The organism is Sphingomonas sp. PP-F2F-A104-K0414, from assembly GCF_004340945.1.
GTDB lineage: Bacteria > Pseudomonadota > Alphaproteobacteria > Sphingomonadales > Sphingomonadaceae > Sphingomonas.
Genome location: NZ_SLYD01000011.1, coordinates 37,594 through 61,711, shown reverse-complemented (window position 1 = coordinate 61,711; position 24,118 = coordinate 37,594). Strand labels below are relative to the sequence as shown.

The 24,118-nt window shown below is 61.4% G+C and carries 19 protein-coding genes; 8 read left to right on the top strand and 11 right to left on the bottom strand.

What is annotated here, in order from left to right; genetic code table 11:
- Nucleotides 1-58: 58 nt before the first annotated feature.
- Nucleotides 59-523 (bottom strand): response regulator, encoded by a 465-nt coding sequence (locus tag C8J46_RS19415; protein WP_060525161.1) that lies wholly within the window; start codon nt 521-523, stop codon nt 59-61.
- The gene (locus C8J46_RS19410) at nt 523-1,623 is read right to left on the bottom strand and encodes a histidine kinase dimerization/phosphoacceptor domain -containing protein (RefSeq protein ID WP_132742330.1); all 1,101 of its coding nucleotides are present in this window, start codon (nt 1,621-1,623) and stop codon (nt 523-525) included. The genes C8J46_RS19415 and C8J46_RS19410 overlap by 1 nt, the downstream gene beginning before the upstream one ends.
- Before the next feature lie 415 nt (nt 1,624-2,038).
- Here C8J46_RS19410 and C8J46_RS19405 point away from each other — a divergent pair, with 415 nt between their 5' ends.
- The 3 genes from C8J46_RS19405 to C8J46_RS19395 all read left to right on the top strand — a co-directional run bounded on the left by C8J46_RS19405 (nt 2,039) and on the right by C8J46_RS19395 (nt 5,162).
- Nucleotides 2,039-2,629 carry a hypothetical protein gene (locus tag C8J46_RS19405; protein ID WP_132742329.1) on the top strand — a complete coding sequence of 197 codons (591 nt, stop codon included), beginning with the start codon at nt 2,039-2,041 and terminating at the stop codon, nt 2,627-2,629.
- A 250-nt stretch (nt 2,630-2,879) separates the two neighbouring features.
- Nucleotides 2,880-3,881 (top strand): M48 family metalloprotease, encoded by a 1,002-nt coding sequence (locus C8J46_RS19400; protein ID WP_132742328.1) that lies wholly within the window; start codon nt 2,880-2,882, stop codon nt 3,879-3,881.
- A 132-nt stretch (nt 3,882-4,013) separates the two neighbouring features.
- Entirely contained in the window at nt 4,014-5,162 is a 1,149-nt protein-coding gene (locus C8J46_RS19395; RefSeq protein ID WP_132742327.1) for a hypothetical protein, read from the top strand.
- 394 nt (nt 5,163-5,556) lie between these two features.
- Here the strand turns inward: C8J46_RS19395 and C8J46_RS19390 are convergent, their stop codons facing one another.
- The 4 genes from C8J46_RS19390 to C8J46_RS19375 all read right to left on the bottom strand — a co-directional run bounded on the left by C8J46_RS19390 (nt 5,557) and on the right by C8J46_RS19375 (nt 10,588).
- Nucleotides 5,557-6,189, bottom strand: coding sequence for a tyrosine-type recombinase/integrase (locus C8J46_RS19390; RefSeq protein WP_031395344.1), 633 nt, complete (start codon nt 6,187-6,189; stop codon nt 5,557-5,559).
- A 285-nt stretch (nt 6,190-6,474) separates the two neighbouring features.
- Nucleotides 6,475-7,131 carry a peroxiredoxin-like family protein gene (locus tag C8J46_RS19385; RefSeq protein ID WP_243643527.1) on the bottom strand — a complete coding sequence of 219 codons (657 nt, stop codon included), beginning with the start codon at nt 7,129-7,131 and terminating at the stop codon, nt 6,475-6,477.
- The gene (locus tag C8J46_RS19380) at nt 7,131-8,474 is read right to left on the bottom strand and encodes an LLM class flavin-dependent oxidoreductase (protein WP_132742325.1); all 1,344 of its coding nucleotides are present in this window, start codon (nt 8,472-8,474) and stop codon (nt 7,131-7,133) included. The genes C8J46_RS19385 and C8J46_RS19380 overlap by 1 nt, the downstream gene beginning before the upstream one ends.
- Nucleotides 8,471-10,588, bottom strand: a complete 2,118-nt coding sequence (locus tag C8J46_RS19375) for a TonB-dependent receptor (protein ID WP_243643526.1) — start codon at nt 10,586-10,588, stop codon at nt 8,471-8,473. The genes C8J46_RS19380 and C8J46_RS19375 overlap by 4 nt, the downstream gene beginning before the upstream one ends.
- Here C8J46_RS19375 and C8J46_RS21355 point away from each other — a divergent pair.
- Complete coding sequence (locus C8J46_RS21355) at nt 10,493-11,644, top strand: TonB-dependent receptor (protein ID WP_132742323.1); 1,152 nt, start codon at nt 10,493-10,495, stop codon at nt 11,642-11,644. The genes C8J46_RS19375 and C8J46_RS21355 overlap by 96 nt on opposite strands.
- Nucleotides 11,645-12,881: 1,237 nt before the next feature.
- On the opposite strand, the gene C8J46_RS19360 is transcribed toward C8J46_RS21355, so the two are convergent.
- Nucleotides 12,882-13,778 (bottom strand): AraC family transcriptional regulator, encoded by an 897-nt coding sequence (locus C8J46_RS19360; RefSeq protein ID WP_132742321.1) that lies wholly within the window; start codon nt 13,776-13,778, stop codon nt 12,882-12,884.
- A gap of 130 nt (nt 13,779-13,908) precedes the next feature.
- Between C8J46_RS19360 and C8J46_RS19355 the strand changes: the two genes are divergently transcribed.
- A complete protein-coding gene (locus tag C8J46_RS19355; protein WP_132742320.1) occupies nt 13,909-14,634 on the top strand; it encodes an SDR family oxidoreductase in 726 nt (241 codons plus the stop codon).
- 512 nt (nt 14,635-15,146) lie between these two features.
- On the opposite strand, the gene C8J46_RS19350 is transcribed toward C8J46_RS19355, so the two are convergent.
- Entirely contained in the window at nt 15,147-15,698 is a 552-nt protein-coding gene (locus tag C8J46_RS19350) for a GNAT family N-acetyltransferase (protein ID WP_347812390.1), read from the bottom strand.
- Between the two features lie 9 nt (nt 15,699-15,707).
- Complete coding sequence (locus C8J46_RS19345; RefSeq protein WP_165886676.1) at nt 15,708-16,253, bottom strand: TetR/AcrR family transcriptional regulator; 546 nt, start codon at nt 16,251-16,253, stop codon at nt 15,708-15,710.
- Nucleotides 16,254-16,392: 139 nt separating this feature from the next.
- Between C8J46_RS19345 and C8J46_RS19340 the strand changes: the two genes are divergently transcribed.
- Nucleotides 16,393-17,874, top strand: a complete 1,482-nt coding sequence (locus C8J46_RS19340; RefSeq protein ID WP_279388916.1) for an NAD(P)/FAD-dependent oxidoreductase — start codon at nt 16,393-16,395, stop codon at nt 17,872-17,874.
- Nucleotides 17,871-18,689, top strand: a complete 819-nt coding sequence (locus C8J46_RS19335; protein ID WP_207894242.1) for an SDR family NAD(P)-dependent oxidoreductase — start codon at nt 17,871-17,873, stop codon at nt 18,687-18,689. The genes C8J46_RS19340 and C8J46_RS19335 overlap by 4 nt, the downstream gene beginning before the upstream one ends.
- Before the next feature lie 16 nt (nt 18,690-18,705).
- Here C8J46_RS19335 and C8J46_RS19330 read toward each other — a convergent pair whose 3' ends face one another.
- Both C8J46_RS19330 and C8J46_RS19325 read right to left on the bottom strand, forming a co-directional pair.
- Entirely contained in the window at nt 18,706-19,341 is a 636-nt protein-coding gene (locus tag C8J46_RS19330) for a TetR/AcrR family transcriptional regulator (protein WP_132742318.1), read from the bottom strand.
- Between the two features lie 64 nt (nt 19,342-19,405).
- Nucleotides 19,406-21,766 carry a TonB-dependent receptor gene (locus tag C8J46_RS19325; protein ID WP_165886675.1) on the bottom strand — a complete coding sequence of 787 codons (2,361 nt, stop codon included), beginning with the start codon at nt 21,764-21,766 and terminating at the stop codon, nt 19,406-19,408.
- Between the two features lie 113 nt (nt 21,767-21,879).
- Between C8J46_RS19325 and C8J46_RS19320 the strand changes: the two genes are divergently transcribed.
- On the top strand, nt 21,880-24,102 hold the full coding sequence (locus C8J46_RS19320; protein ID WP_243643525.1) for a beta-glucosidase: 2,223 nt from the start codon (nt 21,880-21,882) through the stop codon (nt 24,100-24,102).
- Nucleotides 24,103-24,118 lie beyond the last annotated feature (16 nt).

Sequence of the window (24,118 nt, the reverse complement as noted above, 5' to 3'; positions counted from 1 at the left end):
TTCTGTCATCTGTCATCCCACTTCGTGAGGCCGTGGATTGTCGCTTATCACCCGGAAATCAGGGACTGGTCTGGGACCACTCTGCGGCAAACGCGGGCGCAGCAATGAAGCTCGCTGGCTGCGGGGATACGGGCGGTGGATCGCAGACACCCTCTTCGATGTAGCGCATTGCGGACATCAGACCATTCCGGGAGAAGGGCTTGGGTATGACGCCATGGCCACCGGCAAAGTCGGCTGGGATCTTGAGCGGGTTTGCAGTGACGAAGACGACTATCGCGCCCGCCCATCGCTTCCTGATCAACGCGCAGACATCTAGGCCGCTGGTGCCTTTCGCAAGCTGTATGTCAACAAAAGCCAGGTCCGGATGGAGATCGCTTGCCAGGTCTTCAACTTCGTAGAGAGACGCGGCCTCGCCGACGACACGGTGACCGGCGTCTTCGATCATCGCTTCAATATCCATCGCCAAAAGAGCTTCGTCCTCGACGATCAGCACATTCAACGGCGGTTGGGCACGTGCATTCATTAATCGTCCACCGGGAATGAGAGAGATACACGAACACCGGGGGCGGCGTCAGACCACACGACGTCGGCCCTGACTTGCTTGGCGAGGCGGGAAATAAGCATTTTGCCAATGCCGTCCGGCTGAACGTCATTGCTGGCAATCCCATGCCCATCATCGGTGATTTCGATCAGGGCATTATTGCCTTCTAGGGCGGTGCGGACGGAAATCGTACCGGCTCGCTCGTCGGCAAATGCATGCTTGATGGCGTTGGTCGCTATTTCGTTGAGGATCAACCCAAGCGATGCCGCCTTACTGGACGGCACCTCTATTTGCGAAATTTTCGAAACAAGCTTGATGTCGTCGCGTCGGCTGGCACCAACGACGTCGCTGATTAGATTTTCGGTAAACGCCCCGACATCGAACCGGGTGACGTCGTCCGACTGATAAAGACGGCGATGCACTGTCGCCAGCGCATCAACCCGTTCGAGCATGGTTTCAAGTTTTGATGAAACGGCCGGGTCTGATATGCTACGCGCCTGCAAACGCAGAAGCGAACCGATCATCGTAAGATTGTTCTTTACGCGATGGTCGACTTCGTGAAGCAGCAGAGTTTTCGCATCTAGCGCGGCCTCGAGGTCTGACGTGCGCGCCTCGACCTCCTGTTCGACCAATAACTTTTGCTTTGAAATTATAGTCTGCGCTTTGACACGGTCAGTAACATCAAGCTGGGAGGCGAAGAAGAATACAACCTTGCCGGCGTCATTGCGTACAGGGCTCAGGTACAACGCGTTCCAGAACGCAGATCCATCCTTTCGATAGTTTAGAAGGTCCACGGCAATGTCGGTCTGGGCGTCGATTGCCTGACGCACCTTAGTCACTTGCTCTCGGTCAGTGTCGGGCCCCTGCAGGAAGCGGCAGTTACGGCCGATGATTTCACTTCGGTCATAACCCGACAGCGTTTGAAAGGCTTCGTTACAGAAGACGATCGGGTTATCGGTCTGCGCGGGGTCCGTAATGACCATAGGCATTCGGGTAGCCCGAACAGCCGCGGCAAAAGGGTCCGCTCGTCCGTGCTCGTAATCGAGTGCTTCCGTCAGATGCCAATCGTCCCGCTGCTTCATCACGCCTCCGTGGAGCGTGCCGACCAGCCGAACTCCGTGCCGGGACTAAATCGTTTTGATCGTTTTCCGTTCCGCTGAGAGATCGAGTTCGTCTCACTCAGGCATGACCATTGGGCGGCATGGCTTGCGCGTACAAAGCCTCTTTGAGATCGAAAATCTGCGCCCCGTCTGCAGGCTGGAAGCTGAACGAATGGCAGACATGGGGAAAGCGGAAATGGCTCGTGAGTGTCCGCCTGTGGGTCTGGCGGAAGCCGTAGGGAAGGGCGTGTTCGTCCAAACCTGGACGTTCATGCCGGCGATCCGGGCTCCCGATCCAGCCATTCGTTCATTTGGATCGGTAAATGGGTCAAGCCTTATCCATCGGCACGATCCTCGAGGGAAGGTTTCAGCAACCACTATGAGGTAGGTGGCGTTCATGAACGCCGAAAACCGTGCCGTGACGCTCAAGGCAAGCAGGCTGAAGCTTCTGCCGCAAGCTATTGTGCTCGTAGCATTTCTGCTTCCCTTTGCGCGCCTGGCTATAAGTTATGGCTATGCGCTGGTCAGAAAAGATCGCGTACAACTAGCCGATCTTGCTATTCTCGCGATTTTTACACCTATCGCACTTCTCTTCGTGTGGCTTCAAGCGCGCACGCTTCGTCGTTTAGCTCGTCCTGATTTGCTAAGGGTGACCACCGGTTGCGTAGAACTGACCTTCCAGGGCATGAGGCTTTACCATTCTTGGTCGGCTTTGGGGGAGCCCGTATTGCGGCGTTTAAATGGTAAAAGCGCTGCGCGTTCGATAGTCATGCCCCAACGCAGCGGCGGCAAGCTAGTCATAGCGGCCGAGGACTATGCGCATGAGCCCAATGATATATTGGTAATTCTCAAACAGGCTAAGGCCGGTTTTGTAACAGAACCGGCCCAAAAGCCCTCGAACGCACTATATGCGTTTCTGGCAATTCCGGTTTCGTGCATCACGCTTGGCATTTCCATTATCGGCCTAGTGTGGATTGTTTTTAGATAACCGATCAACCCGGACCTAGTTATCCAATCCATGGAGCCAGAAGCCGCCGGTCCGCTTTTGTCCCCATTCGGGTCTCTGACCGTCGGTCTTCCTCCCCCGCAACTTCGGACCCTCGTCCAGAAACCAGCGATACTCCCCCGCTTAGCAGCAACTGGCGGGACGATCGCTAGATCAGTGCAGAGCGGTATCGACGCTAATCCGGAACAACGGTGTATGGGCCGCTTTATACCGTTGTAACCGGGAGAGCTTCATGATCCGCCGTCACATTGCCGTACTGCTAGCCGGCGCATTCGTGCTTGCGCCCGTTGCCCCTCTCACTGCCCAGAACACGGTCCGCTCGATTTCGGCGACTGACAAAGCACAGGGCACTCAGGCTCATCCGCAACTGCTTGCGCAGTTCGGCGGTGCGTACAAGGGGCCACAGGCGACATTCGTCGAACGTGTCGGCAAGCGTGTCGCGGTACAGTCCGGCCTGTCGAATGCGGGCAGCGACTTCACCGTTACCCTTCTAGACTCCCCGGTCGAGAACGCCTTCGCCATCCCGGGCGGGTACATCTACGTCACCCGTCAGCTGCTCGCACTGATGACCTCGGAGGCAGAACTCGCCTCCGTGATGGGCCATGAGGTAGGTCATGTCGCAGCCCGTCATGCCGCCTCGCGCAACACGCGTGCGACGATCGGTGGCCTGCTTGCTCGAGGCGTGAGCCTCGCTACAAAAAGCGATCTGGCGACCCGGATCGCCGGCACGGGCGCGCAGCTGTACACGCTGAAATACGGACGCGATCAGGAATATCAGGCGGACGCGCTCGGCGTCCGCTACATCACGGCTGCGGGCTACTCGCCCTATGCCTCGGCCGACGTGTTGGCGGCGCTCGATGAATCGACCGGGCTGACGGCGCAGGCCAGCGGCACCGCACGTTCTGCGCCGACATGGGCATCGACGCATCCGAATGGAGCCGATCGTGTGCAGCGCGCAGAGGCACTGGCGAAGGCCACCGGCAAGCCGGAGCTTGCGACCACCCAGGATACGGCGTTCCTCCGCATGCTCGATGGCCTGCCATATGGCGACGGCAAGGAGGGTCGCAAGGTCATCCGGATCGTCACCGTTGGCGCAAGGGACACGATCGATACCCTGAGCCAGCGCATGGCGGTCGCCGACGGCAAGCGCGAACGCTTCATCGTCATTAACGGCGTTCCGGCTGACGAGCTGCTGCAGCCCGGGACGCTCGTCAAGCTGGTGGTCGCCGCATAACCGCGGATATGAGCATCGGCGAAGCTGCGATCGTGGATGACGTGCGACCTATGGGCCTGTCAGGGACGCCGGTCTTCGGATCGTCACCAATGAAAAGGGTCATGTCGTGACGGTGATCCCGGGGCGACAGCGATGAGCGTTACGGGCGCTGCAATCCTGTCGGAAATGGAGTCCGCCCTACGCCGTTTCACCCCCGATGAGGCAGCCGTCACGACCGAACTGCTGCTCCGCCTGAGGGACGCCCTGGAGCCGGGCGACGAGCAATGGTTCGATCAATTCGACAGCCATGTCATGACGCTCGACGGCGCCAGTACCTATCGGCCGCAAGGCAACACGGAGCGACTTGCTTTTGACCACGCCCTGCAAGCTGCGTTGCTCGCGCTGCACGAGCTTGTTCGCCGACGGCGCGAGGGTGAGGTGACGAAGCCGCCTTCGAATACCGACGAAGGCAATCGTACCGACGTTGCCAGGCGGGGGCCGTCCGAACGTGACCGGCTCCTCAACGCTGTGCAGGACACCCTGTTCATACTTACCCGGACGGCTCGCGCACCCGCCCGTTTACTCAACGACGTCGAGGATCGTTCGGACTGGAAGGATCTGGTTCTATGGTTCGTAGAGGCGCTAATCGGGGAAGGTCTCGCGACGATCGAGGGTGGAGATCGTACGTCGACATCCCACCTCAAGCATCTTCGCGACCATCTATACGATAGGGGGGGCGATGATCAGGCGTGGGAAACGCTGCTCGTGTCGCTCACCGGACTCGGTGTCCTGTTTACCGCCGAGATGGGGATCGTCACTCTGGGCCAGCCGCTCAGTACCTCATTTACCGCGAAAGCGGAGGGGTGGGGTATCGGTGAGTCGACGGCGCCGGCGCCGGCGCACCATGTCGATGCCGCGCCGTCCCACGGCACGTCGTCGGACGTTGCGGGTGCGATCGCGGATGGGCGGTGGACCATCAACACGCGACTGCTTCTCGATGACGGCGGACAGTTGGTAATCTTTCTGTCGGACAATGCGAACGACCCGACGGTATCGGCGATTGTCGGACGCGAGGTATTCCGCTGCGACGTACGTGGCGCGCCTATTTGGCAGATCGCAGCTGAGGCCGGGACGACCGATTCCAGAACGCATCCTTTCGATCACGCGACCGTGACCAGCGAGCCTTTCGTCAGCGTGTTCGAGGCGGACGGAAACTATTACGCCAGCCGCTGGAACGGCGACACATTCGTGATTGATATGTCTAGCGGAAAGGCATCGTACTCGGGTTGGGCTCGGACGTGATGACGGTCGCGGTATATCTGGTGTGACTTTATAATCCGGCTTCTTGCGCGCTGATCGCGGCCGCGTCTCGAGAATACCTAAGCGACGTTGCCGCAACTGACGATTGTCGACCATTAGTCGCGACAGATGCGACCAAATTGGACGTTGGCACGCTAAATTTCGGCGCGAACCAGAAAGCGCATGCCATCTTCTTGATGATACGGAACAGACCACGCCGCCTTGATTTGAGGTCTGGTTGCGCGTTGCGACGTTCCCTGATCGGACTCCCCGTCTTCTCACCCGAATCCGCCAAAAAGATTGTCCAGCGTACTGAGTGCGGCCGTACGAACGAGATGAACGAATGGCCGAAGTTGGAAACATGAAAAGTGGTCGCTAATGGCCGAAACTGGGTCTCTCAGACCTCGGTGCGTTCGGCCAATTCCAAAGCGTCCTCCACGTCAACGCCCAAGTAGCGCACCGTGCTGTCGATCTTGGCATGGCCGAGAAGGATTTGAACGGCGCGAAGGTTGCCAGTCGCCTTGTAGATGATCGACGCTTTCGTGCGCCGTAGCGAGTGCGTCCCGTAATCCTGCGCCGGTAGGCCGATGCCGACCACCCACTCGCGCACGAGGCGGGCATATTGCCGCGTGCTCATGTGGTCCATGTAGTCGTTGCGGCTCGGGAAAACGAAGTCGTTCAGTGTCCCCCCACGTCGCTCCAACCATGCTCGCATCGTCTTTCGCGCCGTGTCCATTATCTCGAACTGAACCGGTCGTTTGGTTTTCTGCTGAACCACGACGGCGCGGTCACGGACGCGCCCGCCGGAAACTACATCGCCAATCCGCACCCTGACCACGTCACAGCCGCGGAGCTTGCTGTCGATGGCGAAGTCGAACAGCGCTCGGTCGCGCAGTCTCCTCTGCTGGTCGAGCCAGAAGCGAATGGCCCAGACCTGTTGCTGTTTCAGCGCCCGCTTCGCACCAATCAGCCGGCCTTCGTTCCAAGGCCGAAGTTCGTGAAAGGCGGGGTCCATTGACGAGTGACCCATCGATCATCTCCATCGGCCCAGATCGGTCGATCGAGTATACGCATGCGCAGTAAACCGCCGGTTTAGAAATGTGGTTGATCAGCCGTCGATGATGCTGAACGAGTTGTCGGTTTCGGGCGGCGCCTGGCGGCCTCTGTGCGGCCGGAAGTGGGTCAAGAATCGTCGATCCAAGCCGGCTAGCAACTCGATGCAGTCGCAAGGCGGCAATGGGCTGATAGAACAGGACGAGCTTTGTCTCAGGAAAATGCGTAAGATCGCTTCTTCGCGGTATTCCGCCCTCGGACGTTAGATCGGTAACATGATCGATCGCACGGCGTCGAGGATCGAACTCGGCTCGGTCCTTTGCATCCAGTCGGGTGCGACATCTGCCCATTCGACGATGCCGGTCCTGCCGATCAGCAGAACGGTTGGAAACGGCAGTTCCCACGTGCCCGTTCCGGTGACCGTCCCCAACGGCGTCGCGGCGGCCCGGCGCGTTGCCGCATTCGCCTCAAAAACGATTTCCAACCGGTGCGCGAGTGCATTGTCGCGGTCACTGGCGATCGTGAAATCGAACGCGTGACGCCGCTGGATCTCTGACAGCAGCGACGGGATCTGCGGGCTGACCGCAACGAGCGGTACGCCGAGATCGCGCAGGCTCGGCCAGAGCGCGCGCTGATAGACCGGCAGCGCGGTATTGCAGGCGGGGCACCCGGCGAACCGGAAGAAGATGAGCACGGCCGGTCCGTCGGCAATCAGCGCATCGCGGCGGATGATCGTGCCGTCGATCCCGTCGAGCGCAAAATCGGGCATCGTATCGCCCGCTTTCACTGCATCGCGCGGGTCGAAGCTTTCCACGAGGTCAAGACGCTGGCCTGCGTTGAGCGCTAGCTGTGCTGGCGTCCAGCTGCTGTCGCGTTCGGCCTGCAGCGCAGCCAAAGCGGCGCGGACGGAGTCTGTCATCATCGGTCTCCCTGGACGTGAAAGCTGTTGGCTGGATGCGCGAGCCCGAGATGGCCGCGCAGCGTGGACGATGCGTAATCCCGGCGGAAAACCCCGCGCGCCTGCAGCAGCGGCACGACGTCGCGCAGCATCCGGTCGACGCCGGCCGGCATGAACGCGGGCATGACGACGAATCCATCGCAGGCCTCCTCGAGCAGCCAGCGTTCCATCTCGTCGGCGACGGTGCGGGGGCTGCCGACCATCTTGGCGAACGACAGGCTCGAGCCGTACCAGCGGCCGAGGTCCGCGAACGTCCATCCTTCGTCGATCGCCTTGCCGATGACGTAGTGGAAGCGGCCCTTGCTGCCCCGGATCAGATCGCGGATGTCGGGGACGGGCTCGTCGATCGCGTGGCCCGCGAGGTCGTAGTTCATGCTGCCCGACATGAAGCTCAACCCCGCCAGCGGCTCGACCAGCGCGTCGAGTTCGCCGAGCAGGTCGGCGGCGGCATCGTCGCTGTCGGCGATGATCGGCACCATGCCGGGCAGGATCTTCACCGCGTCCGGAGATCGTCCGGCGGCGGCGACGTCGTCCTTGAAACTGCGATATCCCGCCTTGGCGCGATCGATGTCGGGATAGACCGCGAACACCACTTCGGCGTTGCGCATCGCGAGATCCTGAAACGTGCCGGATGCGCCGGCATGGATCAGGACCGGGTGGCCTTGCGGTGGACGCGGCAGCGACAGCGGGCCCTTCACGTCGAACCATTTTCCCGCATGGTCGGCGTAATGGACCTTGGCCGGATCGCCATAGGTCCCCGCACGCTTGTCGGGCGCGATCGCATCCTCTTCCCACGTATCCCAAAGGCGGCGGACGACGTCGAGATATTCGCCGGCCCGGTCGTAGCGCGTGGCGTGGTCGTAATGCTCGGCGCGTCCGAAATTATGCGCCTCGGCGTCGCTGACCGAGGTGACCGCGTTCCACGCCGCGCGACCGCCGCTGAGGTGGTCGATCGACGCGAACATCCGGGCGACGTGATAGGGTTCGGTATAGCTCGTCGAGATCGTGCCGCCGAGACCGATATGGCTGGTCGTGACGGCAAGCGCGGACAACAGGGTCAGCGGCTCCGTCCCGCGCGATGCTCGATAGCGGACCGTCGTCGCGAAATCGTTTCCGTAGAGATCGTCGACCGCCAGCTTGTCGGCGACGAACAGCATGTCGAGCTTCGCGGCTTCGGCTTGGGCGGCGAGGTGCCGGTAGAAACCGAAGCCCTGGTCCGCGCCGCTGGCCCGTGGATGGCGCCAGCCGCCGTGATGGATCCCGTCGGCGGTCACGAACAGGGCAAGGTGAAGCTGGCGGCTCACAGCGACACGCCGACGCGCGCGTAATAGGAGCCGCCGCTGAGCCCGAACGGCGCGAACCCGCCATAGGCGCCGCTGCCGTCGGCGGCGATCAGGCCGTTTCGATCGGGATAGGTGTCGAACAGGTTGTTCGCGCCGACTGCCAGTGTGATCCGGTCGGTCAGGTCGTAGCCGATGTCGAGATCGGCCACCCATTTGCCGCCGAAGGTCCGGTCGCCGGTCGCGACGTTGCTCGACTCGGTGTAGCTTCCGTAGCGCGTCGCGCGGGCGAGCGCATGGACGCGGCCGAGCGACCAGTCGTTGGTCAACACCAGCTTCGTACGGGGCAACGCGACGACCAAGTCGCGCTGTGCCTGCCGGCCGAACAGCACCACGTTGAGCGAACTCAGCGCGGCGGGGTTGTCGGCGATACTGAGGATCTTGGTCTTGTTGTAGCTGTAGGCGGCGCTCAGCCGGAACGCACCGAGCCCGGTCGTGCGCAGCGTGTATTCCGCGACCGCATCGATGCCGCGGGTGCGCGTGTCGATCGCGTTGGTGAAGAACTGCGCGCTGTCGACGCCGGTCACGCCGTTCGCGACGAGGATGTCACGGATCGCGGTGCCGCCATTGGATGCGGTGCCGAGGAACTCGGTCTTGACGATCCGTTCGTCGATGCGGATCTGATACGCGTCGAGCGTGAGGTGAAGGGCGCCCGCTTCGTAGGTGATGCCGGCGGTGTAGTTGAGCGACTTTTCCGGCTTCAGCGGCTGCGCACCCAGCGCGATCGCCGCGGTGCTGTTCACCGGCAGGAACTTCGCGATCGTCGAGACCGGCGTGTTGCCGATGACCGTCGTGGTGTTCTGCGTGGTCGAGAAGCCGGTCTGCGCCAGCGATGGCGCGCGGAAGCCGGTGTTGACGCCGCCGCGGATCGCGAGGCCCTTTGCAAGTTCGTACCGCGTCGAGATCTTGCCGCTTGCCGTATTGCCGGCGCTGTCGTCGTAATGCTCGAACCGGCCGGCGACGCCGACGAACCACGCATCCGTGACGTTGGTCGCAAGATCGACGTAGCCGGCCAGGTTGGTGCGGCTGAGCGAGGCGGCATCGGCGGGGGAGGTGCCGGTGAACGACACGAGCCCCGGCGACGGATAGCGGCCGCCATAGAGTTGCCCGAACGGCGTGTCGTCGACCGGGATCTGGTAGCCGCCGTTGCGATAGCTGTCGGGCTCGCCGGCGCGCGACTGGAAGCGTTCCCGGCGATGTTCCGCGCCGACCGAGATCGACAGCGGCTTGGCGAGGCCGACCTCGACGTCGCGGCTGAGATCGAGATTGTTGACCCAAAGGTCCTGGATCTGCGTGCCCATGTAGAAGCTGGTCGGGCTGGTCGGTCCGATCGAGGGGTTGAGCGTGTTCTCCGCGCCGAGCCAGACGCGGTCGCGCCCGAAGCTCGAACTCAGGTCCCAGGCCCAGCCGGCAAGGTCGCCCTTCGCGCCACCGGTGACCTGGAAATCGGTTTCCTTGATCCGGCGATAGGCCTGGAAGCCAGTCGGGTACACTTGTGGCAGGACGTTGAGGCCGTTGGTGTTGGCCTGGCCGCCATAGCCGGTAGAGGAGGGGATATAGGCGCCGCGCGCGTCCCTGATATCGCGGTAGCTGAGCGTCGAGAAGCTGTAGAGGCGCAGCGTATCGCCGACCGGCAGCTCTGCATTGTACGAGCCGTTGATCATCTTGTCGCGGTTCGACCGGCCGTAGCCGCCGGCATAGACATGATCGAGTTCGGCCTCGCGCGGGTCGGGCTGGCCGTTCACCAGCGGCAGGATCCGCGGCACGGCGTCCGCCGACGAGTCCGCACGATCATGGTATTTCGCTTCGACCGCCGCGCGGAAGAATCCGCCTTCGCCGAGTTGCGTGCCGTAGCTCAGATCCGTCTGGAGCAGCGGTGCGCCCTTCGAATATTGCTGGCCGCCGGTGATCGAGAAACGCCCGCCCTTCGGCGCGTCGTCGAGGATGATGTTGATGACGCCCGACACCGCGTCCGAGCCGTATTGCGCCGCCGCGCCGTCGCGGAGCACTTCGATGCGGCCGACCGCGTTGGTCGGGATCAGGTCGATATCGACCGGGGTGGGCTGTTCTATCTGCACGAGCGCTTCTTCGTCGAACGCGACGGAGAAGCGCGCCTCGGCACGTCCCCGACCGCCGCCGTATCTGGGCAGCGCGCTCACAACATCACGGCTACCGATGCGTATGCAATCTTCGGCGAGGCGACGTATCGGCTTGGGTCCGTGTTCAGCGTCACCGGGGGATTACGCGGTACGATCGAGCACAAGGATTTCGTGTTCGACAACAAGGTCATTAACCTCGCACGCGTGCCTACCGCGCAGTCGATTGCGGGAGAAGCGGACGAGACTTGGCGTGCGCTGACCCCGAAAGCCTCGGTGCAAGCGCAATGGAACCCGACGCTTTTGCAATATGCCAGCTATTCGCAAGGCTTCAAATCGGGTGGCTACGACAACCGCGCAACGCGGCTTGATCTGGCCACGTTGCCGTTCGCGCCGGAGAAGGTCAGCACCTACGAAACCGGGCTGAAGGCGACCTTGTTCGACCGCGCGCTACGCTCGAACATCGCGGTGTTTTACAACGACTATCAGGACCTGCAGGTGTCGTTCTTCGATCCGGTCTATCAGGGATCGCGGCGTGGCAATGCGGGCAAGGCGCACAGCTGGGGCATCGAGATCGAGAACAGCGCCACCCTGACCGACCGTTTCAGCGTGCAACTGGCGGGCGGGTATCTCCATGCGACGTTCGACGACTATAAGGGCGCCGGCGGGGCAGGGGTGAATGCCGACGGCAACCGCCTGACCAACGCGCCCAAATGGACCGTCACCGGTGGCGCGAGCTACGAACTGCCCTTGGCCACCGCGGGTTCGTTGAGGCTGGCGGCGGACGCCAATTACCAGTCGTCCTATCACGTCTCCGCGCTCAACCGGCCGCAGGACCGCTCGCCCGGGCAAGCCTATGTGAACGGTACGATCACGTGGAATACCCCGAACCCGCATGTCGACGTCGCGCTGTCGGTTCGCAACGTGCTGAACACGAGCAAACAGATCGCCTCGGTCTACAACCCGTCGATCGGTGCATGGTACAAAAACTTTCCCGACCCCAGGACGGCGTTGCTGACGTTGCGCTTCAGCCAGTAGAGATGAACGAACGGCTAAAGTTTGGAGGTGGGGAAGGGGGCACGAATGTCCGGGTATGGGTCTGGTCGGAAGCCGTAGGCTAGGGGGTGATCGCCCACTTGCAGACATTCGGGGCTTAGATACGATGAGCAGATGCAGCGCCGCGTCCTATACCTCATCCTCATGGTCGGATTGCCGGTACTGGTCGGACAGTTCGCATTCGACTGGATCAACAGCGACTTAAACTCCGCCGTCAGTCATCTTCCTACGAGAGCCATACTCATCCTTGCTGTATTGCTCGTGTGGACCGCATTCCGGGAATACCGCGACCGTAAAAAGCGGACCGTCCGCTAACCTTCCCAAAGCGGCCATTCCGCTTACGCCCAGTTGTTGCCGCTCCAAAGCGCGAAGCGCTTGCTCGAAAGCAGTCATTCGTCAAGCATCGTCTGATGACGGGCCTTGGATGCAACCGGGCGCTTGCTTTTCAAGAATACGACTGCAATGATCCCGTAATAGGGAGGCTACCTATGCTATTTGTGACTCTTCTATCCTGGGCTTTTTGGGGAGGGGCGGCGATTGATTCTTCTCTTCAAGATATTACCGATGCAAATGCAGATATGGTTGCGCGATACTATCCACTTAAATCAATTCGTCGAGGTGAAGAAGGGTCGGTCGAGTTTCAAGTTACGCTTAATCGCGCTGGCAGCTTAACAAGCTGCAAAATCACAAAGAGTAGCGGGTTTCCTGCTCTCGATGAGCGCACTTGCGATATAATGGTAGAAACCGCACGTTTCAAATCAATTAGGAACTCGTCGGGATGGAGGGTCAATTCCGTTCACGATGGTCGCCTTGTCTGGCGGATACCAGACGATAAATTGCCCGAGAAGCTTGCGGTACAAAGAAAAAATGTAGCGTTATCTAGCGAAGATAGAATAATATGTCGCCAGCAGCTACGGCAGGGCTCGCTGTACGTCATGGAAAGGTTATGCTTTTCGGCTGCTGATTGGCGCAGGCAGCGCGAATACTCTCAAGGCGCGTTGCACGCTATGCAGTCTCCAGGGGGGCCAGTCTTCTAATTGGGGGGGGAGATATACCCGCCGGTCTTTCATAAAGCCGCCCGTCCGCTTTCCTCCCTTCACGACATTCATGACGGACGATCATGCGCAAAGCGCAGTCAGCGCGGGGATGAACAAATGTCTGAAGTTGGGGAGCGGGGAAGGGGGCACGAATGTCCGCTTGTGGGTCAAGTCGTCATCGTTTAGGCAGCTAGGGCTCGGTTGCTTTCGCCCGTTAGCTTAGTGCTTTTTGCATCACGGGACGGCGGGGAGCCGAACAGGCGGGCGTACTCCCGACTAAATTGCGATGCGCTTTCGTAGCCCACCGCAAAGCCAGCTGCGGCGACGTCGCGGCCGGCCAGGATCAGCCGACGAGCCTCCTGAAGCCGCAGGCTCTTCTGGTACTGCAGCGGGCTCATCGCCGTTGCTGTGCGAAAATGCCGGTGTAACGAAGCCGGGCTCATGCCGGCCACGTCAGCCAGCGCCTCAACGCGCAACGGCCTATCGAACTGATCGCGGATCAGTGCAATCGCCCGGCGTACCTGCGAAAGCCGGCTGTCAGCGCGCGCGATCTGCCGGACGATTGCCCCCTGCGGACCCTGAAGTAGACGATAGAGGATCTCTCGCTCGCAAAGCGGGGCCAACACGGCAATATCCTTTGGCGCATCGAGAAGCCGTAAGAGACGTAGCCACGCGTCAAGCAGCTCCGACGTGACCGGGTTCACTGCAAACGCGGGTTCGGCTGTAGGCAAGGACACGTCCGCCTCGCTAAGAACGGATGCAAGCTGGTCACTGTCGAGGTCGAGGCTGACTGCAAGATACTGCTCGTTTGGCTGATCGGGTTTGACGCAGCCGGACGCGGGTAGCTCGACTGTAGCGATAAAATAGCTGGCCGGATCATACCGAAGCCGGCGGTCGCCGATCGCGATCTCCTTTGCGCCGCTTAGGATCAACGCCATCATCGGCTGGTAAACGCCTGATACCGGATGTGGCGCGGCGCGGTCCTTGTACAGCGCGACTCGTGGCAACACGGTTGACTGATATCGGCCAGGTGTATGGCGGCTGACGATACCGCGCAGTTCTGTAAGCGTGTCGTGCATGCGACGAAGATGAGCGGTCACGTCGCTTCAGACAAGCGTCCTTGATCGGATCGGGCAAGTACTCGCGGCGATCACGCATGCGCAGATAGCCGCGGCGTCCATCTTGGGAGCACCAGATAAAGGAATAGGCATGACCCACAAGAAAACAGCACTCGTGACAGGAGCAAACAAGGGCATCGGCCTGGAGATAGCGCGCGGACTCGGCAGGATTGGCTACACGGTCTGGATCGGTAGCCGGAACGAGAGCCGCGGCGAGGCGGCTGCTGAGGCACTACGCCGCGACGACTTGGATGCCCGCTTCCTGCCGCTAGACGTAACAGACGATCGGAGCGTCGCCGCGGCCTTAGAAACTCTGGGACGCGAAGTCGACCAGCTCGACGTTCTAGTGAACAACGCTGGCATCTCAATTGGCTGGGGACCGCCTAGCGAAGAGAGGATCACGGATGTTCATGCAATCTACGACGTCAATGTCTTTGGCGTGATCCGAACAACGCAGGCTTTCCTACCCTTGCTAAAGAAGGCGTCCGAGCCGAGGATCGTCATGATCAGCAGCAGCCTAGGCTCGCTTGCCTGGGCATCGGACTTCGACGCGCCGATGGCTGAGGTCAATCTGCTCGGCTACAACAGCTCCAAGTCGGCGTTGAATGCGGTGACAGTGGCTTTCGCCAAGGATCTCGCGCCGCTTGGCTTCAAGGTTAATGCCGGCTGCCCGGGCTATACCGCGACCGACCTGAACCAGCACACAGGCTCGCGCACTCCGGAGCAGGGAGCTGCGATCGGTATTCGACTAGCTACTCTACCTGACGATGGACCCACCGGTGGCTTCTTCGACGCTGATGGTACGGTAGCTTGGTGATGAAAAACTGACGCGGCACGCCTGTTCGATTGTAAACAGGCGTGCCCTCTGTTGATCCGGTTCAGGCCCGTGAATGACCGCAGCCGGATCAGCGCCGCCCAGTCGCCAAGCACTGATCCTCAGTATAAGAAGCAAGCCGCGATCACGCCAAGGGACACCATGGTCACAACCGAGCATCTCGCACCTGACGACTATGGCCTTCTCATCCTGGCACCTGAGATTGCGCTCGGCAGTGGTTGGCTTGGCGGCGACAGAGTCGTCGGTCGCGGAGCCATCCGAGACTTGTTGAATAAGGCCCTTCGTTTCAACGAAGGTGAACGGCAGAGGCTAAATATTCATTTGCCCAGCAGAGTGCTCACGCTCCGGTTGGATGAGATCGAACCATATTATGGAGCGTAACACTGCTTCGCGTCGGCTGTTGAGTCGATGTCCGCTTCTTAATAGCGCTTTGGTGGGCGACGTGGCCGGAACTGGGTCGTCCTTCCGGAAGCCGAAGGGTAGGGCGCATTGGCTCAAAGATCAGGAGCTACGCTACGAAGAGCCAGCTGAAAGAACTGATTGTGGGGGCTGACCGAATAATCAGCGAACGCACCGCACGGTGCGAACCCGGCACTACGGTAAAGTGATATGGCCGGCGCGTGTAGTGCGGCGGTTCCAGTTTCAAGGCTCAACCGTGTGTAGCCCCGTCCGCGAGCTTCCGCGATAATATGCTCATGCATCGCTCGTCCTACCCCTGTGCCACGTGCGGCCGGGGCCACCCGCATGGATTTCAGCTCGCCATGTGCGCAGTCCAGTTCCTTTAGCGCGCCGAACCCGACCAGGGTTTTGTCGTTCCATGCCGTCCAGAAGGTGACGCTAGCTGCCGAAAGGCCGGACGCATCAAGTGCAAAGGCGTGATCGGCCATTACGCGCTGCAACTCTCGCAGGTGATGGTCCAGTAGATCCGTGACGTATGTTGCTTTTGGATCGGCTACCCGTATTTGCATTTCACTATTGCCCCCAAGAGTGATGACCAGCGCTTGTCCGGTTGTGGCTGAATTCATCGTCAAATCGTAGTTTTTCAACTGCGCACGTTAGTCGTTCGGCCGTGCCGTCACGCATAGTATCCACGCCGCGGCGACAACCTCCTCCAATGGGCGCTTATAGTTCTCGGCGCCCCAGGCGAGGGCAATGTGTAACAGCCCTCCTTCGACACCGCGTCGGAGCATCGCATTGACTTTGACGGGGCCGCGATCATCAGGATCGAGGGCCGCAAAGAGCGGTTCGGAGAGGTCATGCATCGAACGGCGAATTGCCTCGTCGATCAACGGATCTACGCCGACGATTTCAACAAGGAACACGCGTGCCGTGGTGGGATTAGCGCGTAGCGTCGCGAAATATGCGCCTAGCATCCGTCGGGTACGATCTTCAGTCGGTAGAGTGGGATCGTCGGCCGCAACGATCTGCGTCAACACTGCGGCGATCACCTCATCGAACGCGGCGAGTAGTAGCGCCTCCCCATGCGCAAAACTTTCGTAAAAATAGCGTTCGGTAAGGCCTGCCTCGCGACAGATCGCGCGGACGCCCGTGCTGTGGAATCCCTGCGAGCCATACAAGCGCACAGCGGCTTGTATTAGCATTGTCCGCCGCTCAGCCCGTCGAGCGTCAAGCGTCTGCCCGGTCCACCGTTTCGTTATTGCCGTCATTCCAGCAGAGTAGCGATATTGACAATGACAACAAGCATTGTCATTCTAGATCGTGAATATGGTGGGAGTGAACATGGCCTGTATGGAGCACTTGGACGTGCTGGTGGTAGGCGCCGGTCTGTCGGGGATCGACGCCGCGTTCTGGTTGAAGACTGGCAATGCCACGCGAAGCTGGGCGATTTTCGAGGGGCGCGATGCGATCGGCGGCACGTGGGATCTGTTCCGCTATCCGGGCATTCGCTCGGATTCGGACATGACGACGCTGGGCTTCCCATTCCGTCCGTGGCGAGGTGAGAAAGCGATCGCCGCGGGCGAGGACATCCGCGACTATATCCGCGACACTGCGGCAGAGTTCGACATCGACGCCAAGGTGCGACTGCGTCACCGGGTGACCAATGCAGACTGGTCCTCGGCGGACGCGCTGTGGATCGTGTCGTATACCGTCGATGGCATCGCGGCCCAGCTGACCTGTCGCTTCCTGTTCCTGTGTTCTGGCTATTACGACTATGCCGCGGGGCATGCGCCGACCTGGCCGGGAATGGAGGCGTTCGCGGGACAGGTCGTCCACCCGCAATTCTGGCCTGACGACCTTTCGGTCGCAGGCAAGGACGTCGTGGTCGTGGGTTCTGGTGCGACCGCGGTGACGCTGGTTCCGGCAATGGTCGATCAGGGCGCCGCGCATGTTACGATGCTGCAGCGATCGCCGACATATATCGTCTCGCGACGGTCACGCGACGATCGCGCCGAGACGTTGCGCCGCTGGCTGCCTGGCAAGGTGGCGGAGGCGGCGGTCCGGTGGAAGAATATCGGCTACGGCATCTTCGTCTACGGTGTGTCGCGGCGCAAACCACATGTCTTGAAGCAGAAGATTAGGCAACAGCAGCGCGCGATGCTGGGGCCGGACTTCGACATCGCCACTCACCTGACGCCGCGCTACCACCCGTGGGACCAGCGGCTGTGCCTCGTCCCTGACGGCGATCTGTTCAAGGTACTGCGCAACGGGCGGGCGTCGATCGCGACCGATGAGATCGCGGAGTTCACGCGTGACGGTCTTCAGTTGAAGAGCGGCGAGGCCATCCCCGCCGACATCGTCGTGACCGCGACGGGGCTCAAGGTGCAGCTCATGGGCGGCGCACGACTGACCGTCGATGGCGCCCTCGTCGATCCGGGCAAGCGGCTGCTTTACAAGGGGGCGATGCTAGACGGTGTGCCCAATCTCGCTTTCGCGATCGGCTACACCAACGCGTCCTGGACACTCAAATGCGACCTGACGTCGCAGTTCGTCCGCCGCCTGCTCGATCATATGGATCGGCGCAAGATGGACAGCGTCGTGCCGGTCGCCCCGCCATCGACTGCGGGCGACGAACCGATCCTCGACCTGAGCTCCGGGTATGTGCAGCGGGCGGCAGACCTTCTTCCTCGACAAGGCGCGAGCGCACCGTGGAGGGTGAAGCAGAACTACCTCCGCGACCTATTGGCGTTCCGTACTGGTCGTATCGACGACGGTGTTCTGCGCTTTGGGCGGCGTGGTCTGACCAGAAAGAACGCAGCATGAGCGCCCGGATGGAGCTTGCCGGCAAGGTGGCGGTAGTGACTGGCGCAGCGGGCGGGATAGGCCGTGCGATCGCGCGATCGTTGGCTGTGCGTGGCTGTCACGTCGCGCTGGCCGACGTGAATGAGGACGGGTTGGCCGAAACCGTCGCACTGATCGGCAACAGTGTCCGCGTCACCCGTCACAGGCTCGATGTTGCGGACCGCGATGCTGTCGCCGCCTTTCCGGCTGTGGTTCTGGCAGCGCACGGACACGTCGACGTGGTCGTCAACAATGCTGGTGTTGCCCTAAGCGGTTCCTTCGCACAGCTCACCGCAGCGGAGTTCGACTGGCTCTTGGACATCAACCTGCACGGCGTCGTCCGCATGTCACGCGCGTTCCTGCCGCTGCTACAGCAGCGTGAGCAGGCACAGCTGGTCAACCTCTCCAGCCTGTTCGGAATCATCGCACCACCGGGCCAGAGCGCATATGCTGCGGCCAAGTTTGCCGTACGCGGCTTTTCCGAGGCTTTGCGCCACGAACTGATCGCAGCACATTCGACGGTTGGTGTGACCGTGGTGCATCCAGGCGGTGTGAAGACGGGTATCGCCACCAACGCACGCGCCGGTGCTGCAGTCGGAGTCGAAGAACGCGAGCGGCAGCAGGCGCACTTTTCGAAGGCGCTGAAGCTCAGTCCCGAACAGGCCGGCGAGATCATTGTTACCGGGATCGAGCAGCGGCGAGCCCGGGTGCTGGTCGGACGGGACGCAAAGATCGTCGCGATGATCGAGCGGATCATGCCGGTCGCTTACTGGCGGCTGCTCGGACGCGGACGGTGATAATTGCCCGTGAGCGTTACGATGGGGGAGGGGAGCCCAGCAATTCTTCGAGCGTGCCATTGGGTGCGAGGCGCTCAAGCATGTTCGAAAGTAGGATCACGGAATCGCGCATCGCGTTGGGATCGTCGATGAAATCACGACCTATCGACATGCCGTGCATCGCCCAGACAACCAGCCGGATGGCGGTTGTGTCGCGGACCTTGGCGCCGAGACGATCCAGAAAAGCGGTCACCGCCAGTTCTTCGATCTCGGCCTGGACCGGCTTTATCAGCGCGGCGAGCTCGGGATCGCTCCGCGAAGCGACGAAGATCTCCAGCACCGCGACGCCGGAGGGCCGCGAAAGCACCTCCCACGAGATCTGAGGCCAGTCCGATACGCGTGATCCGGTACCCCATTCACGTTGCAAGTCCTGGTAGGCGACCACTTCCTGTTGAAAGACCCATCGTACGACTTCCGCAATGAATGCGGCCCGGGTCGTGAAATGATGCGTGATCGCGCCACGGCTGACGCCCGCTTCGTCGGCAATTTCAGCGTTACTTGCGCGACTATAGCCCAGCCGGCTGATTGCGCGCACCGCTGCCTCGAACAACGCGCCGCGCGTTTCCGCGGTGCGTTGTTCCTGCGTGCGCCTTACAACCTTGGTTTCGCTCATCGTCACTCCTGCCGCCCTACTGACCTATCGACCGCATGCCGACAAGCGACACGCGGTGCGACGATCAAAAGCGCCACTCGAAGGCACCGCCGATCCGGCGGAAGGCATTGTCCGGCAATGTCTGGACATATTGCCCGACCGAGAAGTTACCCGGGTAGATCGCTGCGGCGTAGCGCTTGTCGAACAGGTTGCGGACGAACACACTGAAGCGCGCATGATCGCTGATATCGCCGATGCCGATCGTAGCGTTTACTAGCGAGTAACCGTTCTGGATCGTGCTGGGATCGTTGATCGCGTAATAGAAGCGGCTGCGATAGCGCCAGTCTGCGTTGAGGAAGACCTTCAGGTCGTTGCCAATGGGCTGGTCGACATTGGCGGCAAGGCTGGTCGTCCACTTCGACGCCCCAACAAGCGGGGACCCTGCCGCATTGAAGCTGGGTCCGGGCAGCGAGCAGCCCTGCGCAGCGGTCTGGCCGAAATAGCACGCCACGTTGTAGTTGCCATATTCGGTATCGAGATAGGTAACGCCGCCCGACAGGCTGACACCACGCATCGGTCGCACGGCGGCCTCCGCCTCGACGCCGCGTGTCTTCAGCGTGCTGGCATTGCCGGTTCGGAAGGTACCCAGGCCACCGTTCAGCGTGGGGTCGAAGACCTGAGCCTGGAAATCCCGGAAGTTGTTGATGAAACCCGCGAGATTGAGGCTGACCCGGCGGTCGGCGAGGTCGAACTTGGCGCCGATCTCATAGGCGTCGACCTTCTCGGGATCGACGTTGAACGCGACCCCCGCGGCCGAGCTGACTGCCGGCCCCTTATAGCCACGGGTGTAGGTTGCGTAGACGTTCGCGGTGGGCGCGATCGAGTATTCGACGCCACCGCGTGCTGAAAAACCGTCGGCATTCCGGTTGGCGACGATTGGCGCAGCAAGAGTACCGACACAGCTCCTTCCGCCACTCAGCAAGAATGTGACCAGATTGCAGACTCCCGAGACGGCAGTAACGGTTGTCGTGGAGTCGATCTCGTCGCGCGTATACCGGCCGCCTGCGATCAGGTGGAGCGACGGCGTCACGTTGAACGTGAGCTGCGCGAAGCCCGCATAGCTCTTCGTCCCATAGTCGAAGTTCGACTGGCCATTGACCGGCGACAGTCGGACCGGCGTGCTTGCGGGGAACACGCCGAACGTGCCTGCCTGCAGGATTTGCGCGTCGATATGCTGTTTAAAGAAATACAGCCCGGCCGTGTAGTCGACGAAGCCGTGGCCATTATTGGCAACACGTAGTTCTTCCGAGAACTGGTGGGATTGCGAGTTGGCGATATTCGTGTCGAAGAACGCGACCGGCGTCTGATCGACATCGTTATTCGCGCGCGCGCGCAGGTTGCGATACGCCGTGACCGAGGTGACGGTGAGCGGCCCTGCATCGTAGCTCGCCGAGAATTGTGCCCCGAGGCTATGTTCGTCGCGGAGCACGTCGGTGCTCCCGATTGCAGTCTTGTTATTGGTCGGCGAGGCGACAACGCCGAGTGCACTGTTCTGCGTGAACACAAAGTTGGCGGGCGCGAAGGGTCGGAAGGCGGCGGGGATTGGTGTCGGATCGTTGCCACCGAACTTGCGGATCGTGGAATAGGCTTCGATCCCGCTATTGTTCTGATAATCGACAATTCCGTACAGCGAAAGCCGGTCGGTCGGTTCCCACAGCAGCTTGGCCGTGCCGAAGTACCGGCGGACTGGATCAAGACGACCTGGTCCAACAAGCTGCGTCGACGGCTTCTGGTATTGATAGCCGCCAACGACACGCAACCCTGCGGTGTCGCCGATCGGTACGTTGACGACGGCCTGCGTCTGGACTTGGTCACGGCTGCCCGCCTGGACCCGACCGCTGCTGCTAAACTCACCGAGTTGTGGTTTGGTGGTGGAGATCGAAATGAGGCCTGCAGTTGTGTTCTTGCCGAACAGCAGCCCTTGTGGCCCGCGCAGCACCTCGACACGTTCGACATCGGCGAGCGAGTTGAGCGGGACGTAGCGCGGCAGCGTGATGTTGACGTCGTCTACCGCTATGCCGACGGCCGACTCGATGCCGTAGTCGAACGAGTTGGTGCCGACGCCGCGGATTGCGAAGTTCGGCACACCAGGCGTCGCCGTGAAGTTCAGACTAGGCGCACGCTGGGTAATGTCGGCAAGCTGATTGGCTCCCGTCTCGCGAAGCGACTGGCCGTTCACGACGGTGATTGCGATCGGCACGTCGCGTAGATTCTCGGTCCGTCGCTGAGCCGTCACGACGATGTCGCCCTCGACGGCGCCGGTCGGATCTGAAATCTGCGAAGCCTCGCTTCCTCCGCTCGGCGTTGCCCGAGTTCCGGTCTGGGCCTGAGCCGTTCCCGTCCAAGCCAGAATGCTCGAGCCCACCAGCAGTGCCAATCCACGCATCGTCGTTATCCTCACCCGTCCAGCGGTCCCGGCCGCTTGACAACGATCATTGTCTGTTAGAAACATACTGTCAAGCACGCACGTAAAGTGAAATGCTGCGTCGGGGAGTGGTGATGATAAGGATGACCCATCGGTCGGTATTGCTTGGTGGCGTGCTGGTGACCTGTGTGACAGCAGCATTCGCTCAGGAACGGCCATCGAGCGGTATGGCAAGGCGAGCCACGGCAGATACGCGTGCGACCGCTACCGAACGCGCCATGCAAGGTGATGAGCGGACCGTGCTGACGCATGGCCTTTGGGCGATTCCGTTGATCCCTAACGTTCGCATTCCTGCTGAGGCGATATTGGGCGCTGGCTACGTCACCGGGATCCCTCGGCTTGGCGTGCCAGCGCTGGTTGAGACCGATGCGAGCCTCGGCGTCTCGTACATCGCCAATCTTCGTAAGGACGGCGCAACCGCGCTGCCGTCGGCGACCGCAATGGGATCGACGTGGAACCCGGATCTGATCCGCCGCGGCAATGCGATGATTGCGGGCGAGGCGCGCGCTAAAGGGTTCAACGTGCTGCTTGGCGGCGGCATCAATCTGATGCGTGATCCCCGTAACGGGCGGACGTTTGAATATTTTGGCGAGGATCCGCTTCATTCGGGGCTTCTCGGCGGTGCCGCGATCGACGGCGTCCAATCGCAGCACGTGCTGTCGACGGTGAAGCATTTTGCGCTCAATGCGCAGGAGACGGGGCGTCACGCGGTCGACGGTAAACTTGCCGATGATGCGTTCCGCATGAGCGATCTGCTCGCCTTCGAGATCGCGATCGACCGTGGGCAACCCGGCTCGGTAATGTGCGCCTATAACCGCGTCAACGGTGCACCGGCATGCGGCAGCGACTACCTGCTCAATCGCGTGTTGAAGCAGGATTGGCGCTACCCCGGCTTCGTCATGTCTGATTGGGGTGCGGTTGGTGCCCTCGATTTTGCTTTTGCCGGGCTGGACCAGCAATCGGGTGCGCAGATCGACAAGAAGATCTTCTTCGGCGTGCCACTCGCCGAGGCGGCTGCCCGCGATCCGGCTTATGCCGCGCGCGTCGCCGACATGAACCGGCGCATCTTGCGTTCGGTCTACGCGGTCGGGCTCGATACGCATCCGCCGGTCAAGGCCGACATCGATTTCGCTGCGAACGCCGGGGTTGCCCGAAGCGTCGCCGACGAAGGGATTGTGTTGCTGCGGAACTCCAATGCGTTGCTGCCGCTGTCGAAGGACGTGCGCTCGATCGCGGTGATCGGTGGGTATGCTGATGCGGGCGTGCTGTCGGGCGGCGGATCGACGCAGGTGCAACCGCTTGGTGGCCCGTCCGTCTCGCTGCCGATGGGAGGCGAGGGGCCGCTCGCGAAATACAATAACCAGACCTATCATGGCACCGCGCCACTCGCCGCGATCCGTGTGCTGGCGCCAAACGCCAAGGTGACATTCCATGACGGGCGCTATGCGGCGGAGGCTGTTGCGGCAGCAAAAACGGCGGACGTGACGATCGTCTTTGCGACGCAGTGGATGGCCGAAGGCGCAGACGTCCCGGATCTGTCGCTGCCGGGTGGGCAGGACGCGCTGATCGCTGCGGTGACCAACGCTAATCCCAAGACGATCGTCGTTCTCGAAACCGGCGGGCCGGTCCTGATGCCATGGCTCGAACGGACAGGCGCTGTGCTGGAGGCGTGGTACGGCGGCGTGCGTGGTGGAGATGCGATCGCGGCGACGCTGTTCGGCGACACCAATCCATCTGGTCGATTGCCGGTGACCTTTCCCGCCTCGCTTGACCAGCTGCCGCGTCCGGCGCTGCCGTATGCCGGGATGATCGACCGGGACTTTGCCGTCGGAACCGCTGCCGGAACGCGCTATCCGATCGATTACGATATCGAGGGCGCAGACGTCGGCTACCGGTGGTTCGCGCGCAAGAATGCTACGCCGTTGTTCCCGTTCGGCTTCGGACTCAGCTACACCCAGTTTCAGTCCAGCCCAATGAAGGTCACCGGGGGCGCGCAGCCAAAGGCGACGGTAACGATCCGCAACACCGGCACGCGCGCAGGTAGCGACGTCGCGCAACTCTACCTCGTCTCGACACCTGCAGGACGCACACTGCGGCTCGCTGGCTTTACCAAGGTCGCCGTGCAGCCAGGGACTGCGGCGAACGTCACGGTTCAAATCGAACCTCGCATACTTGCCGAAAGCAAAGGTGGCCGATGGACGATGCCGGCGGGACGCTATGGCTTCGCGCTCGGGCGCTCGGCAACCGATCTTGGACCTGTCGTCACTGTCAGCCTGCCAGCGCGCCAGTGGCGCTGACCATTCACTCTAGGAG